The sequence below is a fragment of the Streptomyces tatrensis genome (assembly GCF_049310065.1).
Lineage (GTDB): Bacteria > Actinomycetota > Actinomycetes > Streptomycetales > Streptomycetaceae > Streptomyces.
The window spans coordinates 6,477,921-6,500,070 of the sequence record NZ_JBMDLB010000011.1 but is presented as its reverse complement, the minus strand read 5'-3'; the positions used below and the strand labels follow the sequence as shown (position 1 = coordinate 6,500,070).

Below are 22,150 nucleotides of genomic sequence, written 5' to 3'. Positions count from 1 at the left end.
GTCCTCTCTGCCGGCACCCTCCGCGGCCTAGTACTTGGGAGCGTTGCGGGACCGCTGCACCTTGGAGGTGCGGCGGTCCTTCGCGTTCCAGCAGGCCTTGTGCCAGTGCCGGCGGTCGTCGACCCCGCCGTACTCGGGCCAGGCCACGAGGTGCGGGGTGCCGGAGGGGATCTCCTGGTCGCAGCCGGGGCAGCGGTAGCGCTTGCCCGCGGCGCTCGCGCCCGCGACGTGCCGGACCTTCCACTCCTCGCCCTGGTACTCCTCCGTGCGCTCGAGGCCGTACCGGTCCAGACTGCCCGGGCCCGAGCCCTGGTCCGAACGATCGGCTGGATTCTCGCCGCCCCTGGGGCGGTTGTGGCGCGGTGACACGTATACCTCACGGATGGGCGGACGGCAGTGACTTTCTCCCAGACTACGCGCAGCGAGCCCGGGTACCCGCAGGGTGGCCGAAGACGACCGTAGTACCGGGCAGCCGGTGGGCGCGACTGGCCTGACAATCCCAATAACTTTCCGGTGAGGCCGTGCCTTTGGCACGTGTCAGACGTTGTTGCCAGTGAGGTAAACGGTCCGCCTGGGGGAGGCCGCGTCAGCCGCGAGGAGGCTAAAGGCGATGCGCGTAGGAGCATTTGTACTGGCGGCCCAGTTCCCGGGACAGGGACAGGGCGAGGCACTGCACCGGGCGGTGCGGACAGCCGAAGTGGCCGAGGAGGCCGGGCTCGACTCGGTCTGGCTCGCCGAGCACCACTTCGTCCCGTACGGGGTCTGCCCGTCGGCGGTGACGCTGGCGGCCCTGATGCTGGGCCGCACCCGGCGGCTGCGCGTGGGCACGGCGGTGAGCGTACTGCCGAGCACCCACCCGGTGACCCTGGGCGAACAGGCGGCCCTGCTGCACCTGACCTCGGAGGGGCGCTTCACCCTGGGGGTGGGCCGGGGCGGCCCCTGGGTGGACCTGGAGGTCTTCGGCGGCGGACTCGACGCGTACGAGAACCGCTTCCCGGAGGACCTGGACCTGTTGCGGCGCTGGCTGAGCGAGTCGCGCGTGGGGGCGCCCGGAGCCGAGGCCGGCAGCCGGTACGGCTTCCGCGAAGTGGCCGTCGTACCGCGCGCGTCGGAGGCGCTGCACGGCGACGGGACGGGGCCGGAACTGATCGTCGCCTGCACCTCCCCCGGCTCGGTACGGATGGCCGCGGAGCGCGGACTGCCCATGCTGCTGGGCATGCACTGCGGGGACGAGGACAAGGCCGCCATGGTCGAGCTGTGGCGGCGTACGGCACGGGCCGCGGGGCGTTCGCCCGAGGCGGGCCACGTGTCGGCGGGGGTCTGCCAGCTGGCGGACCGGACGGCGGACGCCCGCGAGACGCTGCTGAAGGCGATGCCGGGCTGGCTCAAGCAGGGCCTGGACGCGCACGTCACGGTGGACGGACGGCAGCGGGCGATGCGGGACCCGGTCGCGTACACCGAGCTGCTGTGCGATCTCCACCCCGTGGGCACACCGGAGCTGGCGGCCGACCGGCTCGCGGCCACGTCGGAACGTACGGGGATCACGCGCTTCGCCCTGCTGACGGAGGGATCGGGCGATCTCGCCGCGACCGAGGAGAACCTCCGGCGCCTCGGCGCCGAGGTGCTTCCCCGGCTCGGCTGAGACCAGGGCTGCCGCTCCGTTGGCACCGGAGCGGCAGCGAGGTACCGGTCGTACGGAGGTGCGGAGTGCGGTCGTACTGGTCGTGCTGGTCCTGCTGTTCGTACGGTCTTCTTGCTAGCAGTCGCGCATTTCGGGCGACTGGTTGAGCAGCTGACCACGGATCGAAGTGAACTTGGCCAGCCGGTCGTCCACCGAGGAGTCCAGCGGGAAGACCGCTACCCGGTGGCAGTTCTGGAATGCCAGGCGCACTCCGAAGTGGCGCTGCAGCGCACCCCGTATCGCGTCACTCGCGAGAGCGCGCAGCAGCTGGCCACGCGCCTGCTCGTCCGGCGGCGGCGTCTGGTTGTCGGCGAACTGTCCGCCGTCCACCTTGAGCTGGGCCACCAGCGAGCTGATCATCTCCCATGCGTAGGGCAGGGAGGTCCGGACGCAGTCGACGAAAGCGGCTTCGTCGACCTCGCCTCGCTCGGCCTGTTCGAGTAGGGCCGGTGAGACGTCGAGCGACATGGGTTCTCCTCTCGCGACTCCGGCCGATTGGGTTGCCGGAGCCTTACGGGCAGGGAGGGAGATCGCGACGCAGCGTGCACGCTTCGCAACCTCCCGCTCACCACGGTAGGCGCCCGCCGGGTACCGCACCAGGAGAATGCGCATACAACGCGCCATCCTCGAACGGGGCTTTCGGGGGCGAATCGCGTGCAGGCCTTCTCGTCGAGTAGCGTTGCCGACCATGCGTCTCGTCATTGCCCGCTGCTCCGTCGATTACGCGGGCCGGCTCACCGCCCATCTGCCCTCGGCACCCCGTCTGATCCTCGTGAAGGCCGACGGCAGTGTCTCGATCCACGCGGACGACCGAGCGTACAAACCGCTCAACTGGATGTCGCCGCCGTGCACCCTCAAGGAGGGGAGCGGTGACGACGCCGGCGTCTGGACCGTCGTCAACAAGGCGGGCGAGAAGCTCATCATCACCATGGAGGAAGTCCTCCACGACTCCTCGCACGAGCTGGGCATCGACCCGGGTCTGATCAAGGACGGGGTCGAGGCCCACCTGCAGGAACTCCTGGCCGACCGGATCGAGACCCTCGGCGAGGGTTACACGCTGATCCGCCGCGAGTACATGACCGCGATCGGCCCGGTCGACATCCTGTGCCGGGACGCCTCCGGCGCGACGGTGGCGGTGGAGATCAAGCGCCGCGGTGAGATCGACGGCGTCGAACAGCTCACGCGGTACCTGGAGCTGCTGAACCGGGACCCGCACCTGGCACCCGTCAAGGGCGTCTTCGCGGCCCAGGAGATCAAGCCCCAGGCCCGCGTCCTCGCGAACGACCGCGGCATGGACTGCGTCGTCCTCGACTACAACGCGATGCGCGGCATCGAGGACGACAAGCTCCGCCTGTTCTAGAACCTGCCTGTCGGCGCGGGGCGGGGCGGCGGCGACCGCCGTCCGCCCCGGCGGCGCGTTCGGGCCGTCAGGGGGTCGTGGTCTCCGTCTCGTCCTCGGCGTCCGTGGGGGGCTTCGGCGCCACGGTGGCCGTGTTCGTGGGGCTCGGCGTCCCGGACGGGGACGGGGAGCCGGTCGGGCTCTGGGAGACCGGCGGGCTGCTCACCGGCGGGGGCGAGCTCGTCACCGGCGGCGAAGGCGGCTTCACCGAGCTCGACGACGACGGAGTCGGCGTCGGCGTCGGAGCCGCCGAGGTGGACCTGCTCGGCGACGGGGTCGCACCCGGTGACTGCGAGGCGGGGGACGAGACCTCCGGCTCCGGCGAGGGATCGCTTCCGCTCGGGTCCCCCGTACTCGGCTGCGGCTGTGCCTCCTCCGAGCTCGGCGCCGTGGAGACCGCCGGCGCCTGCACGGGCGGCTTCTTGTCCTCGGTGGTCATCGCCAGGGCGACCACCGTGCCCAGCACCACGACCGTCACCGCACCGGCCGCGGCCAGCAGCAGCGGCTTGCGGCCGGATCTCGGCTTCGACTCGGGCAGCGCCCTCGGTGCCGGAGCCGGCTCGGGGGTGAGCGGGAAGGCGTCCTCGAAGACCTCGGCCAGGGTCGCGGGCGCGACGGAGCCCGGCGGCGCCACCGCGGGCACCACCGTCGTGAAGACGTCCGGAACCCGCGTCGCGGCGCTCTCGGACACGGGGGCGGCACCCGCCCCGGGCCGGGCGAAGGGCGACCCCTTCGACAGGGACGCCGGAGTCCCGGGAGCAGAGGCGGCCAGAGGCCCGGACTGCCCACCCGCAGCACCCGCAGCACCCGCAGCACCCGCAGCACCCGCAGCACCCGCAGCACCCGCAGCACCCGCAGCACCCGCAGCACCCGCAGCCAACGAAGGCCCGGCGGAACCGGAAACGCCGGGACCGCCCAGAACCCGGCGAACCTCAGGGAACGGCTGAAGCCCCGCGCCCCCGGAAACCCCGGAAACCCCGGCAGCAGCACCAGGAGCAAGCGGAGTCCCCTCAGCCCCGGGAGCCGCGGGAAGCTTCGAAGTCCCACCGGCCGGCGGAAGCCCGGGAGACCCCGGAAGAGCAGGAAGACCGGGAGCCAGTGCGGCAGCACCGGCAGCAGCCCCGGGAAGCAGCGCAGCCCCCGCACCCGGCAGAAGCCCCGGCAGCCCCCGAACCGGCAGGACACCCGGAGCTCCCGGAGCATCCGGTGCCCCGGCCCCCGGCTGGCCGGCCCCGGCCGACTTCGCCGCTCCCCCGGCCCCGGCCGCAGACGCGGCCGGCGGAGCCAGTCGCAGCGGCGGCGACACCTGGACCTCTGCGGCCTCGCGGTCGGTGACCAGCGCCAGCGCACGCCGTCCCGAGACGGTCCCCCGCTTGTCGGCCAGCGCGCCGCGCAGCCCGACCGAGGCCTCCAGCTCGGCCCGCGCCCGGTCGAGGCGGCCCTCGCACAGGGCCAGTACGCCCAGCTCGTGGTGGAAGTACGCCTGCTCCGCGACCTCGCCGGCCTTCCGTGCGGCCTCCGCGCCCGCGCGCAGCACCCGCTCCCAGGCCTCCCAGTGCAGCGAGGCCGCGAACATCGGCGCCGCCGTCCGCGCGAGCAGCACCGCGGCCACCACATCGGCCCCGGCCAGCGCCGCGAGCACCGCGTCGGCCTCGGCCGCGACCCGCGCGGGGCTGACCGAGGTGTGTCCGGTCCACCAGGCGTAGTGGCGGGCGGCCGTACGGGCCTCCTCGGCCGCGGTGTCCCCGTAGCCGATCTCCTCCAGCTGTCGCGCGACTCCCGCGGCCAGCCGGTGGCGCGTCCCGACGGGGCTCAGCAGCCCGCAGGCGAGCAGCTCCGCGACGGCCGTGTCGGCGTGCGTGTCGCCGACCAGCGCGGGCAGGTGCGCGTGGTGCGGCAGTTCCCCGCCGAGCGCGCACGCGATCCGCAGTGCGGCCCGAGCCGACTCGCTGACCCGCGAGGCGAGCAGCTCCGCCGGAGCGGCGCCCTCGGCCAGCGTGGGCAGCGGCACGAAGACGGTGTCGCGCGGCTTCTCCTGGAAGACGCCGGGCTCCTCGCCCTCGTCGGCCTCGTCGTCGTCGGTCCGGTTGAGCTCGTCGCGCTGGCGCAGGAGCGCGGCCGCCTGCACGAAGCGCAGCGGCAGCCCTTCGGAGGCGAAGCTCAGGTCGCCGGCCCAGGCCGTTTCCGCGTCCGTCAGTGCCCGGCCGGTGCCCGCTTCGAGCAGGGCCACGCAGTCGGTGCGGGCCAGTCCGCCGAGGAAGACCTCTTCGAGGTGCGAGCCGTCGGAGGGGGCCCGGGTGTCGGGGGTGGCGGTCAGCAGGTACGCGCACTCAGGCGTGGCCCGCAGCAGTTCGTCGAGGGCGGTGCCGCCCATCTCGAGGTCGTCGACGAGGACGACGGCGCCTATCTCCGCCACCCGGGCCAGGAGCCCGGCCCGGTCGGGGCGTTCGGCCGGAGCCTCGTACACGGTGGCGTACAGCGCCTGGAGCAGCTCGCCGGGCTGCTGGTGCCCGTGCCCGCAGAGCCGTACGACCCCGTCGGGGGCGAGGTCGGCGCAGGCGTCGGCGACCGCGTCGAGCAGCGCCGTGCGCCCGGATCCGGGCGGCCCGGTCAGCCGTACGGAGCGGCCGCGCGTGAGGAGGCGTACGAGGCGTTCGACTTCCTCCTCGCGGCCCAGCAGGGGGCGCGCGCCGGAGGGGGCGCCCGGCGGTACGGGAGGCCGTGCGCCCGCCGCCGCGGAGGCGCGGGCGGCGGGGGTGCGCTTGACGGGGGCGGGGGCGGGCTCGCCGCCGGGGCGGTGCGTCCGGGCGATCTCGCTGCCGTCGACGGGGTTCACGGTGAGGGTGAGGTCCCCGGACGTCAGCGTCACCACCCGTGCCGGCTGCTCCGCCGGGTCGGGCTGCCCCTGTGTGCTGCTGCGGTCCATGACCAAGTCCCCCGATCGCGCCGTGCGCCGTCGTCCCGCCCGGCCTTCGCTCACGCCGCTCTCGCTACTGGTCCGGTTTCCGCCCGAACCCTAGACCGTGCCCGGCGGGGCGGGAACCGCAGGGGTGCCTTCACCACCGGACCGTTACGTTCGCGCAGGCCCTGTGAAGCAGGCCCGGCAGGGCAGAGCCCGCGCACGCGAAACGGGTCCGGGCGTCAGGCGCGCGGCAGCGACTCCGCCTCGAGTCCGCCCTCGATCGCGAGGATCCGGTGCAGGCGGGTGGCCACGAGCAGCCGCTGCATCTGCGGCGGGACCCCGCGCAGGACGAGCCGGCGGCCGGTCCGGCCGGCCCGGCGGTGGGCGCCCATGATCACGCCGAGGCCCGTCGCGTCCCAGGAGTCGAGCCCGGTGAGGTCCAGCACGAGGTCGCCGTGACCGTCGTCCAGGGCGGTGTGCAGGACCGTACGGGCGTCCGCCGCGCTGCGCACGTCGAGGCGACCCCCGACTGCGAGTTCGGCGTGGTCGCCCCTGATGTGCATGTGTACTCCCGGCAGCGCGGTACTGATTGCGTATGGTCCGACTGGTCCGTGGTCGGCAACTCTCACTGCAACTGACTGCCTCAGGGGCAGGGAAGTTGCCGACCGTGAGCGAACCGATACCTAATTCACCCTGTGGGGTGCAGGCATTCGAACTGGTGCTCAGTGCTTGTAGAAGCCCTGACCGCTCTTGCGACCGATGTCGCCCGCGTCCACCATGCGGCGCATCAGCTCCGGCGGCGCGAACTTCTCGTCCTGGGACTCCGTGTAGATGTTGCTGGTGGCGTGCAGCAGGATGTCGACGCCCGTGAGGTCCGCGGTGGCCAGCGGGCCCATCGCGTGCCCGAAGCCGAGCTTGCAGGCGATGTCGATGTCCTCGGCGGAGGCCACGCCCGATTCGTACAGTTTCGCCGCTTCGACGACCAGTGCCGAAATGAGACGGGTCGTCACGAATCCGGCGACGTCGCGGTTGACGACGATGCAGGTCTTGCCGACCGACTCGGCGAACGCCCGGGTGGTGGCGAGGGTTTCGTCGCTCGTCTTGTAGCCGCGCACGAGCTCGCACAGCTGCATCATCGGGACCGGCGAGAAGAAGTGCGCGCCGACGACCCGCTCCGGACGCTCCGTCACGGCCGCGATCTTGGTGATCGGGATGGCGGAGGTGTTGGAGGCCAGGATCGCGTCCTCGCGCACCAGCTTGTCGAGCGCGCGGAAGATCTCGTGCTTGACCTCCAGCTTCTCGAAGACGGCCTCGACGACGATGTCGGCGTCGGAGACCGCTTCGAGCTCGGTGGTCGTGGTGATGCGGGCGAGGGCCGCCTCGGCGTCCTCGGCCGTCAGCTTGCCCTTGGAGACGAACCTGTCGTACGAGGCCTTGATCCCGTCGGTACCGCGCGTCAGAGCGGCATCGGTCACATCACGCAGCACGACGTCCCAACCCGCCTGGGCGGAGACCTGCGCGATTCCGGAACCCATCAGTCCGGCACCGATGACGGCGAGCTTCCCAGCCACTGCACACCCCAAGTTCTTTGAATAGGACACGGCCTCGGATACGGCACAGCCTCGTTCGTTCTCCGGCGGAGACTAGCGTCCGCGAGGGGTCCGGTGACCGCGAAGTAACACGCGTCACGTCTCAGATGACGGACATCACACCGGGACGGCCCAGCAGTGCGACAGGGGCCTGCAGTTGGCCCGCACTAGGGTGGCGGCATGGTGAACCTCACGCGCATCTACACCCGCACCGGCGACAAGGGCACGACCGCTCTGGGCGACATGAGCCGTACGGCCAAGACCGATCTGCGGATCTCGGCGTACGCCGACGCCAACGAGGCCAACGCGGCCATCGGGACGGCCATCGCACTCGGTTCGCTGCCCGCCGATGTCGTGAAGGTCCTGGTCCGTGTGCAGAACGACCTGTTCGACGTGGGCGCCGACCTCTGCACCCCGGTCGTGGAGAACCCCGAGTACCCGCCGCTGCGCGTGGAGCAGTTCTACGTGGACAAGCTGGAGGCCGACTGCGACCTCTTCAACGGCGAGCTGGAGAAGCTCCGCAGCTTCATCCTCCCCGGCGGCACCCCCGGCGCGGCCCTCCTCCACCAGGCCTGCACGGTGGTCCGGCGCGCCGAGCGCTCCACGTGGGCGGCCCTGGAGGCACACGGCGAGGTCATGAACCCGCTGACGGCCACCTACCTCAACCGCCTCTCCGACCTCCTCTTCATCCTGGCCCGTACGGCCAACAAGGAGGTCGGCGACGTCCTGTGGGTCCCGGGCGGCGACCGCTAGGACTCGTCAGCGGCAGAACCGGGCCGCCCGCGGCGGTGTCCCGGTGGCGCAGGGCAGGAAGCGGCGCGGGCGCTCGTGACGCGAGTGCTCGCGACCCGGACCCGGAACCGGCTGCGGGGCGGCGGCGTGCGGGCCGCCGGGGCCCCGGCCCGGGAGGGCGTCGACGCGGCCGATGGCGTTGCCGAGGAGCTCGGTGAACCAGACGTTCCGGTCGGGCCCGGTCGCGATGTTGAAGGGCACCTTCTCCTCGCCGCCCGGCACGGGGAACTCGGTGATCTCCCCCGTCGGGGTGATGCGCCCGATGAAGCCGAGCTGGTCGCTGTACCACATGTTCCCGTCGGGGCCGCGGGTGATGCCGTCGGCGCCTCCGCCCGGGTTCGGCCGGGGGAAGAGCGTGATGGTGCCCGTCGGGGTGATCCGCCCGATCTGATCGGACGCGGTGAACCACATCCCGCCGGGGCCGGCCGCGATGTCGATCGGGAACTCGAACCCGGTGGGCAGCGGGTACTCGGTCACGTTGCCGGAGTGGTCGACGCGGCCGATCTTGCCTGCGATCCCTTCCGTGAACCACACACCGCCGGGGCCGGCCGCGATGTGGTACGGGAAGCTGTCCGGCGTGGGGATGGCGTACTCGGTGACGGTTCCGTCGAGCCGCATCCGCCCGATCTTGTTCGTCCCGTTCTCGGTGAACCACAGGGCGTGGTCGGCGCCGAGCGTGATGCCCGTGGGAAAGCTGCCCGCCACGGGCAGGGGGAACTCCGTGACCGTGCCCGAGGTCGTGATCCGCCCGATCTTGTCGGCCGCACCCTCGGTGAACCACAGGGCGCGGTCGGGGCCCTGCGTGATGTCGAAGGGGAAGCTCGACCCGGTGGGTACGGCGAACTCGGTGACGGTGCCGCCGGTCGTGATGCGTCCGATCCTGTTGCCATCGGACTCGGTGAACCACAGCGCCCGGTCCGGTCCCGCCGTGATCCCGGCGGGGAAGCTCTCGGGGGTCGTGAGCGGATACTCCGTCACGTCCCCCACATCGGCCCGGGCGGGAGCGGCCTGCACCGCGACCGCGAGCAGGGCACCCAGGGACGCGGTGAGCAGGCGGTGGAGTCGTCGGCGGATCGGCGGTGTGCCCGGTGTGCCCGGCATGGACCAGCCCCTTTGCGGTGAGCTACGGGAGAGTGACAGGTGACGGCCTATCGGCTCACGCCCCGGGACCGCCCGGCCCGCGCCACCAAGTCGGCCGCAAACCAGCCGACTGCCGTAGCGCGGAACGACCGCTGGAAACCTAGGGCGCGTCCACGGCGTCGCGCGCGGCGGCCTTCGCCTCCGGTGCCCGCTTCGGCCACACCGTGTAGGTGACGGCGATCAGTGCGTGGATGCCCACCACCCGCAGGGCCGTGAGCTGCCATCCGCGCAGCACGGTGGTGTCGCCCGAACCGCCGACGTACCAGATCGCGGCCTGCAGCAGGCCGGCCGCGACGGCCGCCGCGAGGAGGGTCCGCGCGACCAGCTTCCATTCGTGGACGGCCCGCGCCGTGCCGTGACCGGCGCCGGCCGGCTTCGGGCCCCCGGCCAGCCGGTACGCGGCGTGGCCGTCGAGCCAGTGCACGGTGTAGTGCCCGTAGGCGACGGTGTAGCCGAGGTAGAGCGCGGCGAGCCCGTGCTTCCAGTCCGGCTCGGCGCCGCCGCGCAGGTCCACCGCGGTGGCGATCAGCAGCACCAGCTCCAGGAGCGGCTCGCACAGCAGGACGGCCGCGCCGGTCTTCGGCATCTTCGCGAGGTAGCGCAGGGCCAGGCCGCCGGCCAGCAGGACCCAGAAGCCGACTTCACAGGCGATGATCAGGGTGACGAGCACGGGAGTCTCCGTTCCTGTGGTGGGGGGATGCCTCCAGCTTCCCGCCGGTTTCGCACCGATTCCTCGTCGCCGATGACGAACGCCACAGGGCGGCCCTGCATCCTTCGATGTACGGCGCCTCGGCCGCGATGGCGACGCCCGCACCCGCCCCGGGCTGTTGGATGGGACCGTGACCCTCAAGATCCCGCCGCCGCACCGCGACGACGTGCTGCTCGCCGTGTCCAGCGTGGCCGCCGGCCTGCTCCTGTGGTCGCTCGGGGTGCACAGCTCCCCCACCCGGGACCTGTTCCCGGCCTGGGCGGCCCTGGTCCCGCTCCTCGTCCTCGGCGCGATGGAGCTGCTGCGCCGCAGCATGCCCCGGGTGACGCTGGCGGTCGGCACCGCAGGGTTGATCGCCGACCAGTTCACCGTGGGCAACCTGGCCACCGTCCTGATCTTCACCGACCTGATGTACGCGGCCGTCGTCTACGGCAAACCGGCCATGGCCCGCCGCCTCCCGGTGACCACCGGCCTGATCACCATCGCCGTGACCATCGCCTCGGTCGCCTGGCTGCGCACCCCGCAGGCGCTGCTGATCGGCGTGATCACCGGCATCGTGAGCTTCGGCCCGGCGCTGACCGGAGCCACCCTGCGCAACCACCGGGAGGCCGCCGTGGCCGCCCGGCTGCGCGCCGAGCAGACCGCCCTGCTGGCCGAAATGGACCGGTCGCAGGCGGTCGTCGCCGAGCGGGCGCGGATGGCCCGCGAACTGCACGACATGGTGGCCAACCACCTCTCCGCCATCGCCATCCACTCCACCGCCGCGCTGTCCATCGACTCCCCCGCCACCAGCCGCGAGGCGCTCGGGGTGATCCGGGAGAACAGCGTGCAGGGGCTGGCCGAGATGCGCCGTCTGATCGGACTGCTGCGGGACGCGGGCGCCGGGCAGGAGGCCGTCGCCACCCCCTCGCTGGGCGGGCTGGACGCCCTGCTGGAGCAGGCCCGTACGAACGGGGCCGCGAGCGGGCTGGACTTCGTACTCTTCGACGACCGGCCGTCCGGGGAGCCCCTGCCCGCCCCGGTGGAGCTGGCGGCGTACCGGATCGTCCAGGAGTCGCTGACCAACGCCCTCAAGCACGCCGCCCCGGGCACGGTCACCGTCCGCCTGGCCCGCGACCGCCTCGGGGGCGGCGCGCTGCACGTCGCGGTCGACTCCCCCTACGGGGAACGCCCCGGCCCCCGCGCACCCGGCTCCGGAGCCGGCCTGATCGGCATGCGCGAGCGGACGGAACTGCTCGGCGGAGCATTCGAAGCGGGCCGCGCGGACGCGGTCTGGCGGGTCCGGGCGACGCTGCCCGTGGAAGAAGAGGCGGTACGGACGTGACGATCAGGGTCGTGGTGGCGGAGGACCAGAGCGCGGTGCGGGCCGGGCTGGTCCTGATCCTGCGCAGCGCCGGGGACATCGAGGTGGCGGGCGAGGCCGCGGACGGGGAGGAGGCCGTGCGCCTGGCCCGCGAGCTGCGGCCCGACCTGGTGCTCATGGACGTGCAGATGCCGCGCCTGGACGGGGTGTCGGCGACCCGCCAGGTGGTCGCGGAGGGGCTGGCCGACGTCCTCGTGCTCACCACCTTCGACCTGGACGAGTACGTCTTCGGCGCGCTGCGCGCGGGCGCGTCGGGCTTCCTCCTGAAGGACGCGGACGCGGCGGAGCTGATCGCGGCGGTACGGACCGTCGCGCGCGGGGAGGGTCTGATCGCCCCGGCGGTGACCCGGCGGCTGATCGCCGAGTTCGCGGATCCGCGGCCCGTACGGGTCCCCGTACCGGCGACGGTGGAGTCGCTGACCCCGCGCGAGCGGGAGGTCCTGGGGTGCCTGGGCGAGGGTCTGTCGAACGCGGAGATCGCGGTGCGCCTGGAGATGGCGGAGGCGACGGCGAAGACCCACGTCAGCCGGGTGCTGGCCAAGCTGGAGCTGCGCAGCCGGGTTCAAGCAGCGGTGCTGGCACAGGAGTTGGGGCTCTAGCCGGATCCGGCCGGAAATATTTCCGGGGCTGCTACATAAGGTCTGGACCTCTTGACGGTTGGTCCAGACCTTTCTACTCTCACGCACAACTGTGGTGAGCGTGCCATGACAAGACGTCATACGGCAGGCTCACGGGCGGCGCAGGTCCCACCCCCATGCAGCGGCCGTCGCCACGGCCGCTGCGGACCTCGGAGGAGCACCCTTGAGCACAGCACCCCCACGACGCGCATCGCTGTTTCGAAGAGTCGCGGCTGCACTGGCCGTCCTCACCCTGCCCGTCGCCGGACTCGTGGCCATCGCCGGTCCCGCCGAGGCAGCCGCCTCCGCCACCGCGACGTACACCAAGGTCTCCGACTGGGGCTCCGGCTTCGAGGGCAAGTGGACGGTGAAGAACACCGGCACGACCACCCTCAGCAGCTGGACCGTGGAGTGGGACTACCCGGCCGGCACCGCCGTCACCTCCGCCTGGGACGCCACCGTCACCAGCTCGGGCACCCACTGGACCGGCAAGAACGTCGGCTGGAACGGCACCCTCGCCCCGGGCGCCACCGTCAGCTTCGGCTTCAACGGCACCGGCGCCGGCGCCCCCAGCGGCTGCAAGATCAACGGCGGCAGCTGTGACGGCGGCACCAACCCCACCGACAACCCGCCCGGCGCTCCCGGCACCCCCACGGCCAGCGGCGTCACCGACACCGGGCTGACCCTCGGCTGGGCCGCGGCCATCGACGACAAGGGCGTCAAGAACTACGACGTCTTCCGCGGCGGCGCCAAGATCGCCACCGTCACCAGCCCCTCGTACACCGACTCGGGCCTGACCAAGGGCACGACGTACATCTACACGGTCACCGCGCGCGACACCATCGACCAGACCGGTCCCTCCTCCGGCGAACTCTCGGTGACCACCACCGGCGGAGTCGTCGATCCCCCGCCGCCGGGCGGCCCGGTCAAGCTCGGCTACTTCACGAACTGGGGCGTCTACGGGCGCAACTACCACGTGAAGAACCTGGTCACCTCGGGTTCCGCGGCGAAGATCACCCACATCAACTACGCCTTCGGCAACGTCCAGGGCGGCAAGTGCACCATCGGTGACTCCTACGCCGACTACGAGAAGGCCTACACCGCCGACCAGAGCGTCGACGGCATCGCCGACACCTGGGACCAGCCGCTGCGCGGCAGCTTCAACCAGCTCCGCGAGCTGAAGAAGAAGTACCCGAACATCAAGGTGCTGTGGTCCTTTGGCGGCTGGACCTGGTCCGGCGGCTTCGGACAGGCCGCCGCGAACCCGGCCGCCTTCGCCCAGTCCTGCTACGACCTCGTCGAGGACCCGCGCTGGGCCGACGTCTTCGACGGCATCGACCTGGACTGGGAGTACCCGAACGCCTGCGGCCTGACCTGCGACACCAGCGGCACGGCCTCCCTCAAGAACATGATGCAGGCCATGCGCACCAAGTTCGGCGCGAGCAACCTGGTCACCGCGGCCATCTCCGCCGACGGCTCCAACGGCGGCAAGCTGGACGCCGCGGACTACGCGGGAGCGGCGCAGTACGTCGACTTCTACAACGTGATGACCTACGACTTCTTCGGCGCGTGGGCCGCGCAGGGCCCGACGGCCCCGCACTCCCCGCTCACCTCGTACAGCGGCATCCCGACCGCCGGATTCAACTCCGAGGCCGCCATCACCAAGCTCAAGGGCAAGGGCATCACCGGCTCCAAGCTCAACCTCGGCATCGGCTTCTACGGCCGCGGCTGGACCGGCGTCACCCAGGCCGCCCCCGGCGGCACCGCCACCGGCCCGGCCGCCGGCACCTACGAGCAGGGCATCGAGGACTACAAGGTCCTCAAGGCCAGCTGCCCGGCCACCGGCACCATCGCCGGCACCGCCTACGCCAAGTGCGGCAGCAACTGGTGGAGCTACGACACCCCCGCCACCATCGCCGGGAAGATGACCTGGGCCAAGCAGCAGGGCCTCAAGGGCGCCTTCTTCTGGGAGTTCAGCGGCGACACCACGAACGGTGAGCTGGCCTCCGCGATCCACAGCGGCCTGCAGTAGATAGACCGAAGCCGGGAGAGACGGTCCGCCCCGTCTCTCCCGGCTTCTTCATGCCCGAATCCGATCAGGCGACGTTCACCCGTTGCCCGGGCGGCGCCGCCTCCAGCCAGGCCAGGAAACCGGTCAGCGCGTCATCGCTCATCGCCAGTTCCAGGCGGGTGCCGCGGTGCGCGCAGCACAGTACGACGGCGTCGGAGAGCAGGGCCAACTCCTCCTCGCCCTCGGGCGCACGGCGGGCGATGACCTCGATGGAGGACCGCTCCAGCAGCCGGCGCGGCCGCGGGGAGTAGCTGAAGACACGGAACCAGTCGATGCGGTCACCGCTGTAGCGCGCGACCCCGTACACCCAGCCCTTGCCGGAGACGTCGGGTTCCTCGGACACGTCCCAGCGCATGCTGCAGTCGAAGGTGCCGCCGGAGCGCTGGATCAGCCTGCGGCGCAGCCCGAACACAAACAGCCCGATCACCACCAGGGCCACGACGACCAGGCCGCTCACAAGCAGAGCGAGGAGCATCTTTCACCGACCTCCTCGCTCATCGAATCAACCCAACCGACAGAGTTCTTCACAGACAGAGTCTGAATCGGACCCGCATCGCCTCAGCCGCGACCCGGTCCGGAAAATTCCGGAACAGGCCGCGGCTGAGGTTTGAAACTCTTACCAGTACCGGGACTCAGCGCCCCGAAACCGCGCGCAGCCGGACATCGGCGCGACGCTCGGAGACCGAATCGGTCTCCGCCTTCGCGCGCTCCAGTGCCCGCTCCGCCCGCTCGACGTCGATCTCGTCGGCAAGCTCGGCGATCTCGGCCAGCAGCGACAACTTGTTGTCCGCGAACGAGATGAATCCGCCGTGCACCGCGGCGACAACAGTGTTGCCGCCGACGGTACGGATGGTCACCGGGCCCGATTCCAGCACACCGAGAAGCGGCTGGTGACCGGGCATGACGCCGATGTCGCCGGACGTGGTGCGGGCGACAACAAGGGTGGCCTCGCCGGACCAGACATTGCGGTCCGCCGCGACCAGCTCGACGTGCAGCTCAGCAGCCATGGTGGCTCCTCGGGTCACCACCCGGCGGTATCGCCGGGTGTTGGGTCAAATTCTAATGGGCGTGAGGAGAGGGACGGGACACACCCGCCCCTCTCCGTCAGTCAGCTGTGCTCACGGATGAGCGCGGCTTCAGGAGACGCCCAGCTCCTTGGCGTTGGCCTTGAGGTCCTCAATGCCACCGCACAGGAAGAACGCCTGCTCGGGGAAGTGGTCGTAGTCTCCGTCGCAGATCGCGTTGAAGGCAACGATGGACTCCTCGAGCGGAACGTCCGAACCGTCGACGCCGGTGAACTGCTTGGCGACGTGCGTGTTCTGCGACAGGAAGCGCTCGACGCGACGGGCACGGTGGACAACGAGCTTGTCCTCCTCGCCCAGCTCGTCGATACCAAGGATCGCGATGATGTCCTGGAGGTCCTTGTACTTCTGCAGGATCCCCTTGACGCGCATCGCCGTGGCGTAGTGGTCCGCCGCGATGTACCGCGGGTCGAGGATGCGGGACGTCGAGTCCAGCGGGTCCACGGCCGGGTAGATGCCCTTCTCGGAGATCGGACGGGAAAGAACCGTCGTCGCGTCGAGGTGGGCGAAGGTGGTGGCCGGCGCCGGGTCGGTCAGGTCGTCCGCGGGGACGTAGATCGCCTGCATCGAGGTGATCGAGTGACCGCGGGTCGAGGTGATGCGCTCCTGCAGCAGACCCATCTCGTCAGCCAGGTTCGGCTGGTAACCCACGGCGGACGGCATGCGGCCCAGAAGGGTCGACACCTCCGAACCGGCCTGGGTGTAACGGAAGATGTTGTCGATGAAGAAGAGCACGTCCTGCTTCTGCACATCGCGGAAGTACTCCGCCATGGTCAGACCGGCAAGGGCGACGCGAAGACGGGTGCCCGGGGGCTCGTCCATCTGACCGAAGACAAGCGCCGTCTTGTCGATGACGCCGGACTCGGCCATTTCCTCGATGAGGTCGTTGCCCTCACGGGTACGCTCACCGACGCCCGCGAAGACCGACACACCGTCGTGGTTGTTGGCGACGCGGTAGATCATTTCCTGGATCAGAACGGTCTTGCCGACACCGGCACCACCGAACAGACCGATCTTTCCACCCTTGACGTACGGGGTGAGAAGGTCGATGACCTTGACGCCGGTCTCGAACATCTCGGTCTTCGACTCGAGCTCGTCGAAGCGGGGCGCCTTGCGGTGGATCGGCCAGCGCTCGGTGACGTTGGCGTTCTCCTCCGGGTAGTTCAGCACCTCACCGAGGGTGTTGAACACCTTGCCCTTGGTGAAGTCACCGACGGGGACGGTGATGCCCTCGCCCGTGTTGATCACCGTGGCCTGGCGGACCAGACCGTCGGTGGGCTGCATGGAGATGGTGCGGACCAGGCCGTCACCCAGGTGCTGGGCGACTTCCAGGGTCAGCGTCTTCAGCTCGCCGTCCTGGGCCGGGTCGGCCACCTGGACCTTCAGCGCGTTGTAGATCTCGGGCATCGCGTCGACGGGGAACTCCACGTCGACGACCGGGCCGATGACCCGGGCGACGCGGCCCGTGGCGGCGGCCGTCTCAACAGTGGTCGTCATTACTTGTCACTCCCCGCGGTCGCGTCTGCCATGGCGCTGGCGCCACCGACGATCTCGCTGATTTCCTGGGTGATTTCGGCCTGGCGGGCCGCGTTGGCAAGCCGGGAGAGGCTCTTGATGAGATCCCCGGCGTTGTCGGTAGCCGACTTCATCGCGCGGCGGCGGGCGGCGTGCTCGGAAGCGGCCGACTGCAGCAGTGCGTTGTAGATGCGGCTCTCGACGTAGCGCGGCAGAAGGGCGTCGAGGACGTCCTCCGCCGACGGCTCGAAGTCGAACAGCGGAAGGATCTCGCCCTTCGCGCCACTCTCCTCTTCGACCTTGTCGAGGCTGAGCGGCAGCATCCGGCCGTCCACCGCGTTCTGCGTCATCATCGACACGAATTCCGTGTAGACGATGTGCAGCTCGTCGACGCCACCCTCGGCCGTAACCGTCTGGATGGCCTCGATCAGCGGCGCCGCGACGCGCTTGGCGTCGGCGTAAGCCGGGCTGTCGGTGAAGCCGGTCCACGACTCCGCGACCTTGCGCTCGCGGAAGCCGTAGTAGGCGACACCCTTACGGCCGACGATGTACGTGTCGACCTCCTTGCCCTCGCCGCGCAGCCGCTCGGAGAGCCGCTCCGCCTGCTTGATGGCGTTCGAGGAGTAGCCGCCGGCCAGACCGCGGTCGCTCGTGATGAGCAGGACCGCGGCACGCACCGGTGCCTCGACCTCGGTCGTCAGGGCGTGCTTGGTGTTCGAACCGGTCGCCACCGCGGTCACCGCACGGGTGAGCTCGGTCGCGTACGGCATCGATGCCGCCACCTTGCGCTGCGCCTTGACGATGCGCGAGGCGGCGATCATTTCCATCGCCTTGGTGATCTTCTTGGTCGCCGTGACGGCACGGATGCGACGCTTGTAGACCCGGAGCTGCGCTCCCATGAGTCAGGTCCCTTCCGTCGTCACTTGGAGACGTTGACGGCCGGCGCGTCCTCGCCGAGGAGCTTGCCGTCCGAGGTCTCGAACTGCCGCTTGAAGGCGGCAATGGCGTCCGCGATGGAGGACAGGGTGTCGTCCGACATCTTGCCGCCGTCCGCGATGGAGGTGAGGAGCTCCTTGCGCTCGAGGCGCAGGTGGTCCAGCAGCTCCGACTCGAAGCGACGGATGTCGTTGACCGGGACGTCGTCCATCTTGCCGGTGGTACCGGCCCAGACGGAGATGACCTGCTCCTCGACGGGCATCGGCTGGTACTGGCCCTGCTTCAGCAGCTCCACCAGACGCTTGCCGCGCTCCAGCGAGGACTTCGAAGCGGCGTCCAGGTCGGAACCGAAGGCGGCGAACGCCTCCAGCTCGCGGTACTGGGCGAGGTCCAGGCGCAGACGGCCGGAAACCTGCTTCATGGCCTTGTGCTGGGCCGAGCCACCGACGCGGGAGACCGAGATACCGACGTTCAGCGCCGGGCGCTGGCCCGCGTTGAACAGGTCGGACTCAAGGAAGCACTGGCCGTCGGTGATGGAGATGACGTTGGTCGGGATGAACGCCGACACGTCGTTCGCCTTGGTCTCGACGATCGGCAGACCGGTCATCGAACCGGCACCCATGTCGTCGGAGAGCTTGGCGCAACGCTCCAGCAGACGGGAGTGCAAGTAGAAGACGTCGCCCGGGTAGGCCTCGCGGCCCGGCGGACGGCGCAGCAGCAGCGACACGGCGCGGTAGGCGTCGGCCTGCTTCGACAGGTCGTCGAAGATGATCAGGACGTGCTTGCCGGCGTACATCCAGTGCTGGCCGATGGCCGAACCGGTGTACGGCGCCAGGTACTTGAAGCCGGCCGGGTCGGAAGCCGGGGCGGCGACGATCGTCGTGTACTCGAGCGCGCCGGCGTCTTCCAGGGCGCCGCGAACGGACGCGATGGTCGAGCCCTTCTGGCCGATGGCGACGTAGATGCAGCGAACCTGCTTGTTCACGTCGCCAGAGCGCCAGTTGTCGCGCTGGTTGATGATCGTGTCGACGGCCAGAGCGGTCTTGCCGGTCTGACGGTCACCGATGATCAGCTGACGCTGACCACGGCCGACCGGCACCATCGCGTCGATCGCCTTGTAGCCGGTCTGCATCGGCTCGTGGACCGACTTGCGGACCATGACGCCGGGGGCCTGCAGCTCGAGGGCGCGGCGGCCCTCGGTCGCGATCTCGCCGAGGCCGTCGATCGGGTTGCCGAGCGGGTCGACGACGCGGCCGAGGTAACCCTCGCCGACGCCGACGGAGAGCACCTCACCGGTGCGCTGCACCGGCTGGCCCTCCTCGATACCGCTGAACTCGCCGAGGACGACGGCGCCGATCTCGCGCTCGTCGAGGTTCAGGGCGAGACCAAGGGTTCCGTCCTCGAACTTCAGCAGCTCGTTCGCCATGGCGGAGGGCAGGCCCTCCACCTTCGCGATGCCGTCGCCGGCAGCGCTGACCGTACCGACCTCCTCGCGCGAGGCCGCGTCCGGCTGGTACGACTGGACAAAGTTCTCCAGTGCGTCCCGGATCTCCTCCGGCCGGATCGTGAGCTCCGCCATCTGGGTTCCCTGCTCTCCTTGTTGGGCCTGAAGCTTCTTAGGGGTCTGGGGGCGACCCCCAGGAATCTTCTGCAAGTTCTGCACGGCCCAACCGGGCCGCTAGGAATGCTTCGTACTAATTTTGTGGCTGGTCAGCCGGCCATGCGTCGGGACGCTTCTGCGATGCGGTCCGAGATGGTGCCGTCGATGACCTCGTCGCCGACCCGCACCGAGATCCCGCCGAGGACCGTGGGGTCCACGTCGAGGTTCAGGTGCATCGGGCGACCGTAGAGCTTGGCCAGCACCGCGCCGAGACGCTGCTTCTGGACGTCGCTGAGCGGAACCGCGGTGGTCACGGTGGCGACCATGCGGCCACGACGCTCGGCGGCGACCTTGGAAAGGGACTCGAGGCCCGCTTCCAGGCTACGTCCACGCGGGTGCGTGACGAGACGCGTGACCAGCCGCTCGGTGACGGCGTTCGCCTTGCCGCCGAGCAGGCTGCGCAGCAGCTGGCTCTTGGCGGCGGCGGTCGCCGACCGGTCGGTCAGTGCTGCACGCAGCTCGGTGTTCGCGGAGACGATCCGGCCGAACCGGAACAGCTCGTCCTCGACGTCGTCGAGGCCGCCGTCGGCCTGGGCCGCCGTGAGGTCGGCGGTGGCCGCCAGAACCTCGAGCGAGTCCACCAGGTCACGGGACTGCGACCAGCGGGACCGGACCATGCCGGACACCAGGTCGAGGGTTTCCCCGCCCACCTGGCCGCCGAGCAGACGACCGGCCAGCTCGGCCTTGGCCTCGCCGGACTGCGCCGGGTCCGTGATGACCCGACGCAGCGAGACCTCACGGTCGAGCAGCGCGGTGACGGCCGCCAGCTCGCCGGCGAGCTTCGCCGCGTCGACGGACGTGTTGTCCGTCAGCGCGTCGAGACGCTCGCGGGCGGTGGCCAGCGCGTCGCGGCTCGCTCCGTTCATCGGGCGGCCTCGGCCTTCTCCTCGAGCTCGCTGAGGAAACGGTCGATCGTGCGGCTCTGCCGGGCGTGGTCCTCGAGGGACTCGCCGACAAGCTTTCCGGCCAGATCGGTCGCCAGCTTGCCGACGTCCTGACGGAGCGCGGAAGAGGCGGCCTTGCGGTCAGCCGCGATCTGGGCGTGACCGGCAGCGATGATCTCCTCACGCTGCCGCTGGCCCTCTGCGCGAAGTTCTTCCTTCAGCGCAGTGCCCTGCTCCAGAGCATCCTGGCGCAGGCGAGCGGCCTCGTGCCGGGCTTCGGCGAGCTGGGCCTTGTACTGCTCCAGCACGCTCTGAGCCTCGGTCTGAGCGGCCTCAGCCTTTTCGATACCGCCTTCGATGGCCTCGCGGCGCTCGTCCAGAACCTTGTTGATGTTCGGGAGGAGCTTCTTCGCGAGGAAACCGAAGACGATGACGAAGGCGATCAGACCGATGACGAGCTCGGGGATCGGCGGAACGAGGGGGCTGTTCGGCTCCTCGGCCGCGAGAACCAGGAGGTTCACATCAGTGCCTTTCGTCGATTCGGACTAGTCGTTGGGTTCGTCTTAGTAGACGAACGGCATGACCAGGCCGATGAGGGCGAGCGCCTCACAGAAGGCGAAGCCGAGGATCTGGTTGGCGCGGATCAGACCGGCAGCCTCGGGCTGACGGGCAAGAGCCTGGGTGCCGTTACCGAAGATGATGCCGACGCCGACGCCCGGGCCGATGGCCGCGAGACCGTAGCCGACAGAGCTGAGGGAGCCGGTGACGCCTTCGGTGGTGGCAGCGAGGATCTGGGACATGCCAGTTCTTCCTTCTCTTTCATGGACCGGTGGGGGTTGGCCACCGGACGATTCGGGGGGATTGCAGGAGCGGGCTGTGGCTCAGTGGTGTTCGGCGAGCGCGCCCTGCAGGAAGCTGCAGGCCAGGAGGACGAAGACGTACGCCTGGACAGCCTGGATGAAGAGCTCGAACGCGGTCATCACGATGACCATGACGAACGAGACGCCCGCGTAAGCGATGCCGATCCCGTTCAGCAGGTACCAGCTGGCGATGGTGAACAGCAGCAGCAGGGTGTGACCCGCGAACATGTTCGCGAAGAGTCGGACCGCGTGCGTGAACGGGCGGACCAGGACGTTCGAGAAGAACTCGATCACCATGACCAGCGGCAGAACCGGGCCGAGCGACTTGTCGTAGCCGGTCAGGTTCTTGAAGCCGCCCACGAAACCGTGGCGCTTGAAGGTCACCGACATCCACATGACGTAGATGATGAGGGCGAGGCCGGCCGGGTACGCGATGACGGCGGTCACCGGGAACTGGGCGAGCGGCACGATCGACCACAGGTTCATGATCCAGACGAAGAAGAACGTCGCGACCATGAAGGGGACGTACTTCTCGCCTTCCTTCTTACCGAGCGTCTCGTAGACGATGCCACGGCGTACGAAGTCGTAGCCCGCTTCGGCGACCATCTGCAGCTTGCCCGGGACGACCTTCGGCTTCCGGAACGCGGCCCAGAAGAAGCCGACGATGATGACCGAGCCCAGCAGGGCGAGCAGCATCGTCTTGTTGAAGTACAGGTTGCTGTCGCCGTCACCGAAGATCGGCTCGAACAGGAACGAGTACAGGGTCGGGCCCGGGAAGCCGCAGCCAGTGCCGTCTTCGAAATGACAGTTCAATTCGAAGGCGAGCGTCATGTCAGCAGCACTCACCGCAGGGCTCCTTCAGCGTGGCGCATAGGTACGGCAACCTCGTTGTGTCGGCGCGGCGTGCAGCCGCGGTTCGGCACTGGACAGGTATTACGGATGGTGGGGCG

Annotated in this window: 22 protein-coding genes; 6 read left to right on the top strand and 16 right to left on the bottom strand. The window is 70.2% G+C overall.

Features of this window, described 5'->3' with window-relative positions; all coding sequences use genetic code 11:
- Positions 1 to 27 precede the first annotated feature (27 nt).
- Positions 28 to 369, bottom strand: coding sequence for an ATP/GTP-binding protein (locus ACODT5_RS45610; RefSeq protein WP_250744750.1), 342 nt, complete (start codon positions 367 to 369; stop codon positions 28 to 30).
- A gap of 241 nt (positions 370 to 610) precedes the next feature.
- On the opposite strand from ACODT5_RS45610, the gene ACODT5_RS45605 reads away from it, so the two are divergent.
- Positions 611 to 1,642, top strand: a complete 1,032-nt coding sequence (locus ACODT5_RS45605) for an LLM class flavin-dependent oxidoreductase (RefSeq protein ID WP_422524748.1) — start codon at positions 611 to 613, stop codon at positions 1,640 to 1,642.
- Between the two features lie 114 nt (positions 1,643 to 1,756).
- Here the strand turns inward: ACODT5_RS45605 and ACODT5_RS45600 are convergent, their stop codons facing one another.
- Positions 1,757 to 2,149 carry an SCO5389 family protein gene (locus ACODT5_RS45600; protein ID WP_243336246.1) on the bottom strand — a complete coding sequence of 131 codons (393 nt, stop codon included), beginning with the start codon at positions 2,147 to 2,149 and terminating at the stop codon, positions 1,757 to 1,759.
- Between the two features lie 220 nt (positions 2,150 to 2,369).
- On the opposite strand from ACODT5_RS45600, the gene nucS reads away from it, so the two are divergent.
- Positions 2,370 to 3,041 (top strand): endonuclease NucS, encoded by a 672-nt coding sequence (nucS, locus tag ACODT5_RS45595; RefSeq protein ID WP_266881159.1) that lies wholly within the window; start codon positions 2,370 to 2,372, stop codon positions 3,039 to 3,041.
- Positions 3,042 to 3,108: 67 nt separating this feature from the next.
- Here nucS and ACODT5_RS45590 read toward each other — a convergent pair whose 3' ends face one another.
- From ACODT5_RS45590 to ACODT5_RS45580, 3 genes are all read right to left on the bottom strand, one after another.
- Positions 3,109 to 6,006, bottom strand: coding sequence for an ATP-binding protein (locus ACODT5_RS45590; RefSeq protein WP_422524747.1), 2,898 nt, complete (start codon positions 6,004 to 6,006; stop codon positions 3,109 to 3,111).
- Between the two features lie 215 nt (positions 6,007 to 6,221).
- Positions 6,222 to 6,545: an STAS domain-containing protein gene (locus ACODT5_RS45585; RefSeq protein ID WP_243336243.1), complete on the bottom strand. Its 324-nt coding sequence runs from the start codon at positions 6,543 to 6,545 to the stop codon at positions 6,222 to 6,224.
- A 159-nt stretch (positions 6,546 to 6,704) separates the two neighbouring features.
- Entirely contained in the window at positions 6,705 to 7,553 is an 849-nt protein-coding gene (locus ACODT5_RS45580; RefSeq protein ID WP_422524746.1) for a 3-hydroxyacyl-CoA dehydrogenase family protein, read from the bottom strand.
- 198 nt (positions 7,554 to 7,751) lie between these two features.
- Here ACODT5_RS45580 and ACODT5_RS45575 point away from each other — a divergent pair, with 198 nt between their 5' ends.
- A complete protein-coding gene (locus ACODT5_RS45575) occupies positions 7,752 to 8,324 on the top strand; it encodes a cob(I)yrinic acid a,c-diamide adenosyltransferase (protein ID WP_389691944.1) in 573 nt (190 codons plus the stop codon).
- Positions 8,325 to 8,330: 6 nt separating this feature from the next.
- Here the strand turns inward: ACODT5_RS45575 and ACODT5_RS45570 are convergent, their stop codons facing one another.
- Entirely contained in the window at positions 8,331 to 9,464 is a 1,134-nt protein-coding gene (locus ACODT5_RS45570; RefSeq protein ID WP_422524745.1) for a Vgb family protein, read from the bottom strand.
- Positions 9,465 to 9,603: 139 nt separating this feature from the next.
- Positions 9,604 to 10,173: a hypothetical protein gene (locus ACODT5_RS45565; protein ID WP_422524744.1), complete on the bottom strand. Its 570-nt coding sequence runs from the start codon at positions 10,171 to 10,173 to the stop codon at positions 9,604 to 9,606.
- A gap of 169 nt (positions 10,174 to 10,342) precedes the next feature.
- Between ACODT5_RS45565 and ACODT5_RS45560 the strand changes: the two genes are divergently transcribed.
- The 3 genes from ACODT5_RS45560 (at position 10,343) to ACODT5_RS45550 (ending at position 14,224) form a co-directional block, all read left to right on the top strand.
- Positions 10,343 to 11,536 (top strand): sensor histidine kinase, encoded by a 1,194-nt coding sequence (locus tag ACODT5_RS45560; RefSeq protein WP_422524743.1) that lies wholly within the window; start codon positions 10,343 to 10,345, stop codon positions 11,534 to 11,536.
- A complete protein-coding gene (locus ACODT5_RS45555) occupies positions 11,533 to 12,174 on the top strand; it encodes a response regulator (RefSeq protein ID WP_385369178.1) in 642 nt (213 codons plus the stop codon). Before ACODT5_RS45560 ends, ACODT5_RS45555 begins: the two co-directional genes overlap by 4 nt.
- Before the next feature lie 202 nt (positions 12,175 to 12,376).
- On the top strand, positions 12,377 to 14,224 hold the full coding sequence (locus tag ACODT5_RS45550; RefSeq protein WP_422524742.1) for a glycosyl hydrolase family 18 protein: 1,848 nt from the start codon (positions 12,377 to 12,379) through the stop codon (positions 14,222 to 14,224).
- A 64-nt stretch (positions 14,225 to 14,288) separates the two neighbouring features.
- Here ACODT5_RS45550 and ACODT5_RS45545 read toward each other — a convergent pair whose 3' ends face one another.
- From ACODT5_RS45545 to atpB, 9 genes are all read right to left on the bottom strand, one after another.
- Positions 14,289 to 14,738 carry a DUF2550 domain-containing protein gene (locus ACODT5_RS45545; RefSeq protein ID WP_385369182.1) on the bottom strand — a complete coding sequence of 150 codons (450 nt, stop codon included), beginning with the start codon at positions 14,736 to 14,738 and terminating at the stop codon, positions 14,289 to 14,291.
- Positions 14,739 to 14,895: 157 nt separating this feature from the next.
- On the bottom strand, positions 14,896 to 15,270 hold the full coding sequence (locus ACODT5_RS45540) for a F0F1 ATP synthase subunit epsilon (protein ID WP_243336233.1): 375 nt from the start codon (positions 15,268 to 15,270) through the stop codon (positions 14,896 to 14,898).
- A gap of 129 nt (positions 15,271 to 15,399) precedes the next feature.
- Entirely contained in the window at positions 15,400 to 16,842 is a 1,443-nt protein-coding gene (gene atpD, locus ACODT5_RS45535; protein WP_112448431.1) for a F0F1 ATP synthase subunit beta, read from the bottom strand.
- Complete coding sequence (locus ACODT5_RS45530; protein WP_422524741.1) at positions 16,842 to 17,759, bottom strand: F0F1 ATP synthase subunit gamma; 918 nt, start codon at positions 17,757 to 17,759, stop codon at positions 16,842 to 16,844. Before ACODT5_RS45530 ends, atpD begins: the two co-directional genes overlap by 1 nt.
- A gap of 20 nt (positions 17,760 to 17,779) precedes the next feature.
- Positions 17,780 to 19,375, bottom strand: a complete 1,596-nt coding sequence (gene atpA / locus ACODT5_RS45525; RefSeq protein WP_422524740.1) for a F0F1 ATP synthase subunit alpha — start codon at positions 19,373 to 19,375, stop codon at positions 17,780 to 17,782.
- A gap of 131 nt (positions 19,376 to 19,506) precedes the next feature.
- Complete coding sequence (locus tag ACODT5_RS45520; RefSeq protein WP_422524739.1) at positions 19,507 to 20,322, bottom strand: F0F1 ATP synthase subunit delta; 816 nt, start codon at positions 20,320 to 20,322, stop codon at positions 19,507 to 19,509.
- Positions 20,319 to 20,861, bottom strand: a complete 543-nt coding sequence (locus ACODT5_RS45515; RefSeq protein WP_403712847.1) for a F0F1 ATP synthase subunit B — start codon at positions 20,859 to 20,861, stop codon at positions 20,319 to 20,321. The genes ACODT5_RS45520 and ACODT5_RS45515 overlap by 4 nt, the downstream gene beginning before the upstream one ends.
- A gap of 42 nt (positions 20,862 to 20,903) precedes the next feature.
- The gene (locus ACODT5_RS45510) at positions 20,904 to 21,140 is read right to left on the bottom strand and encodes an ATP synthase subunit c family protein (RefSeq protein ID WP_422524738.1); all 237 of its coding nucleotides are present in this window, start codon (positions 21,138 to 21,140) and stop codon (positions 20,904 to 20,906) included.
- Positions 21,141 to 21,221: 81 nt separating this feature from the next.
- Positions 21,222 to 22,031 carry a F0F1 ATP synthase subunit A gene (atpB, locus tag ACODT5_RS45505; RefSeq protein WP_266912703.1) on the bottom strand — a complete coding sequence of 270 codons (810 nt, stop codon included), beginning with the start codon at positions 22,029 to 22,031 and terminating at the stop codon, positions 21,222 to 21,224.
- Between the last annotated feature and the right edge of the window lie 119 nt (positions 22,032 to 22,150).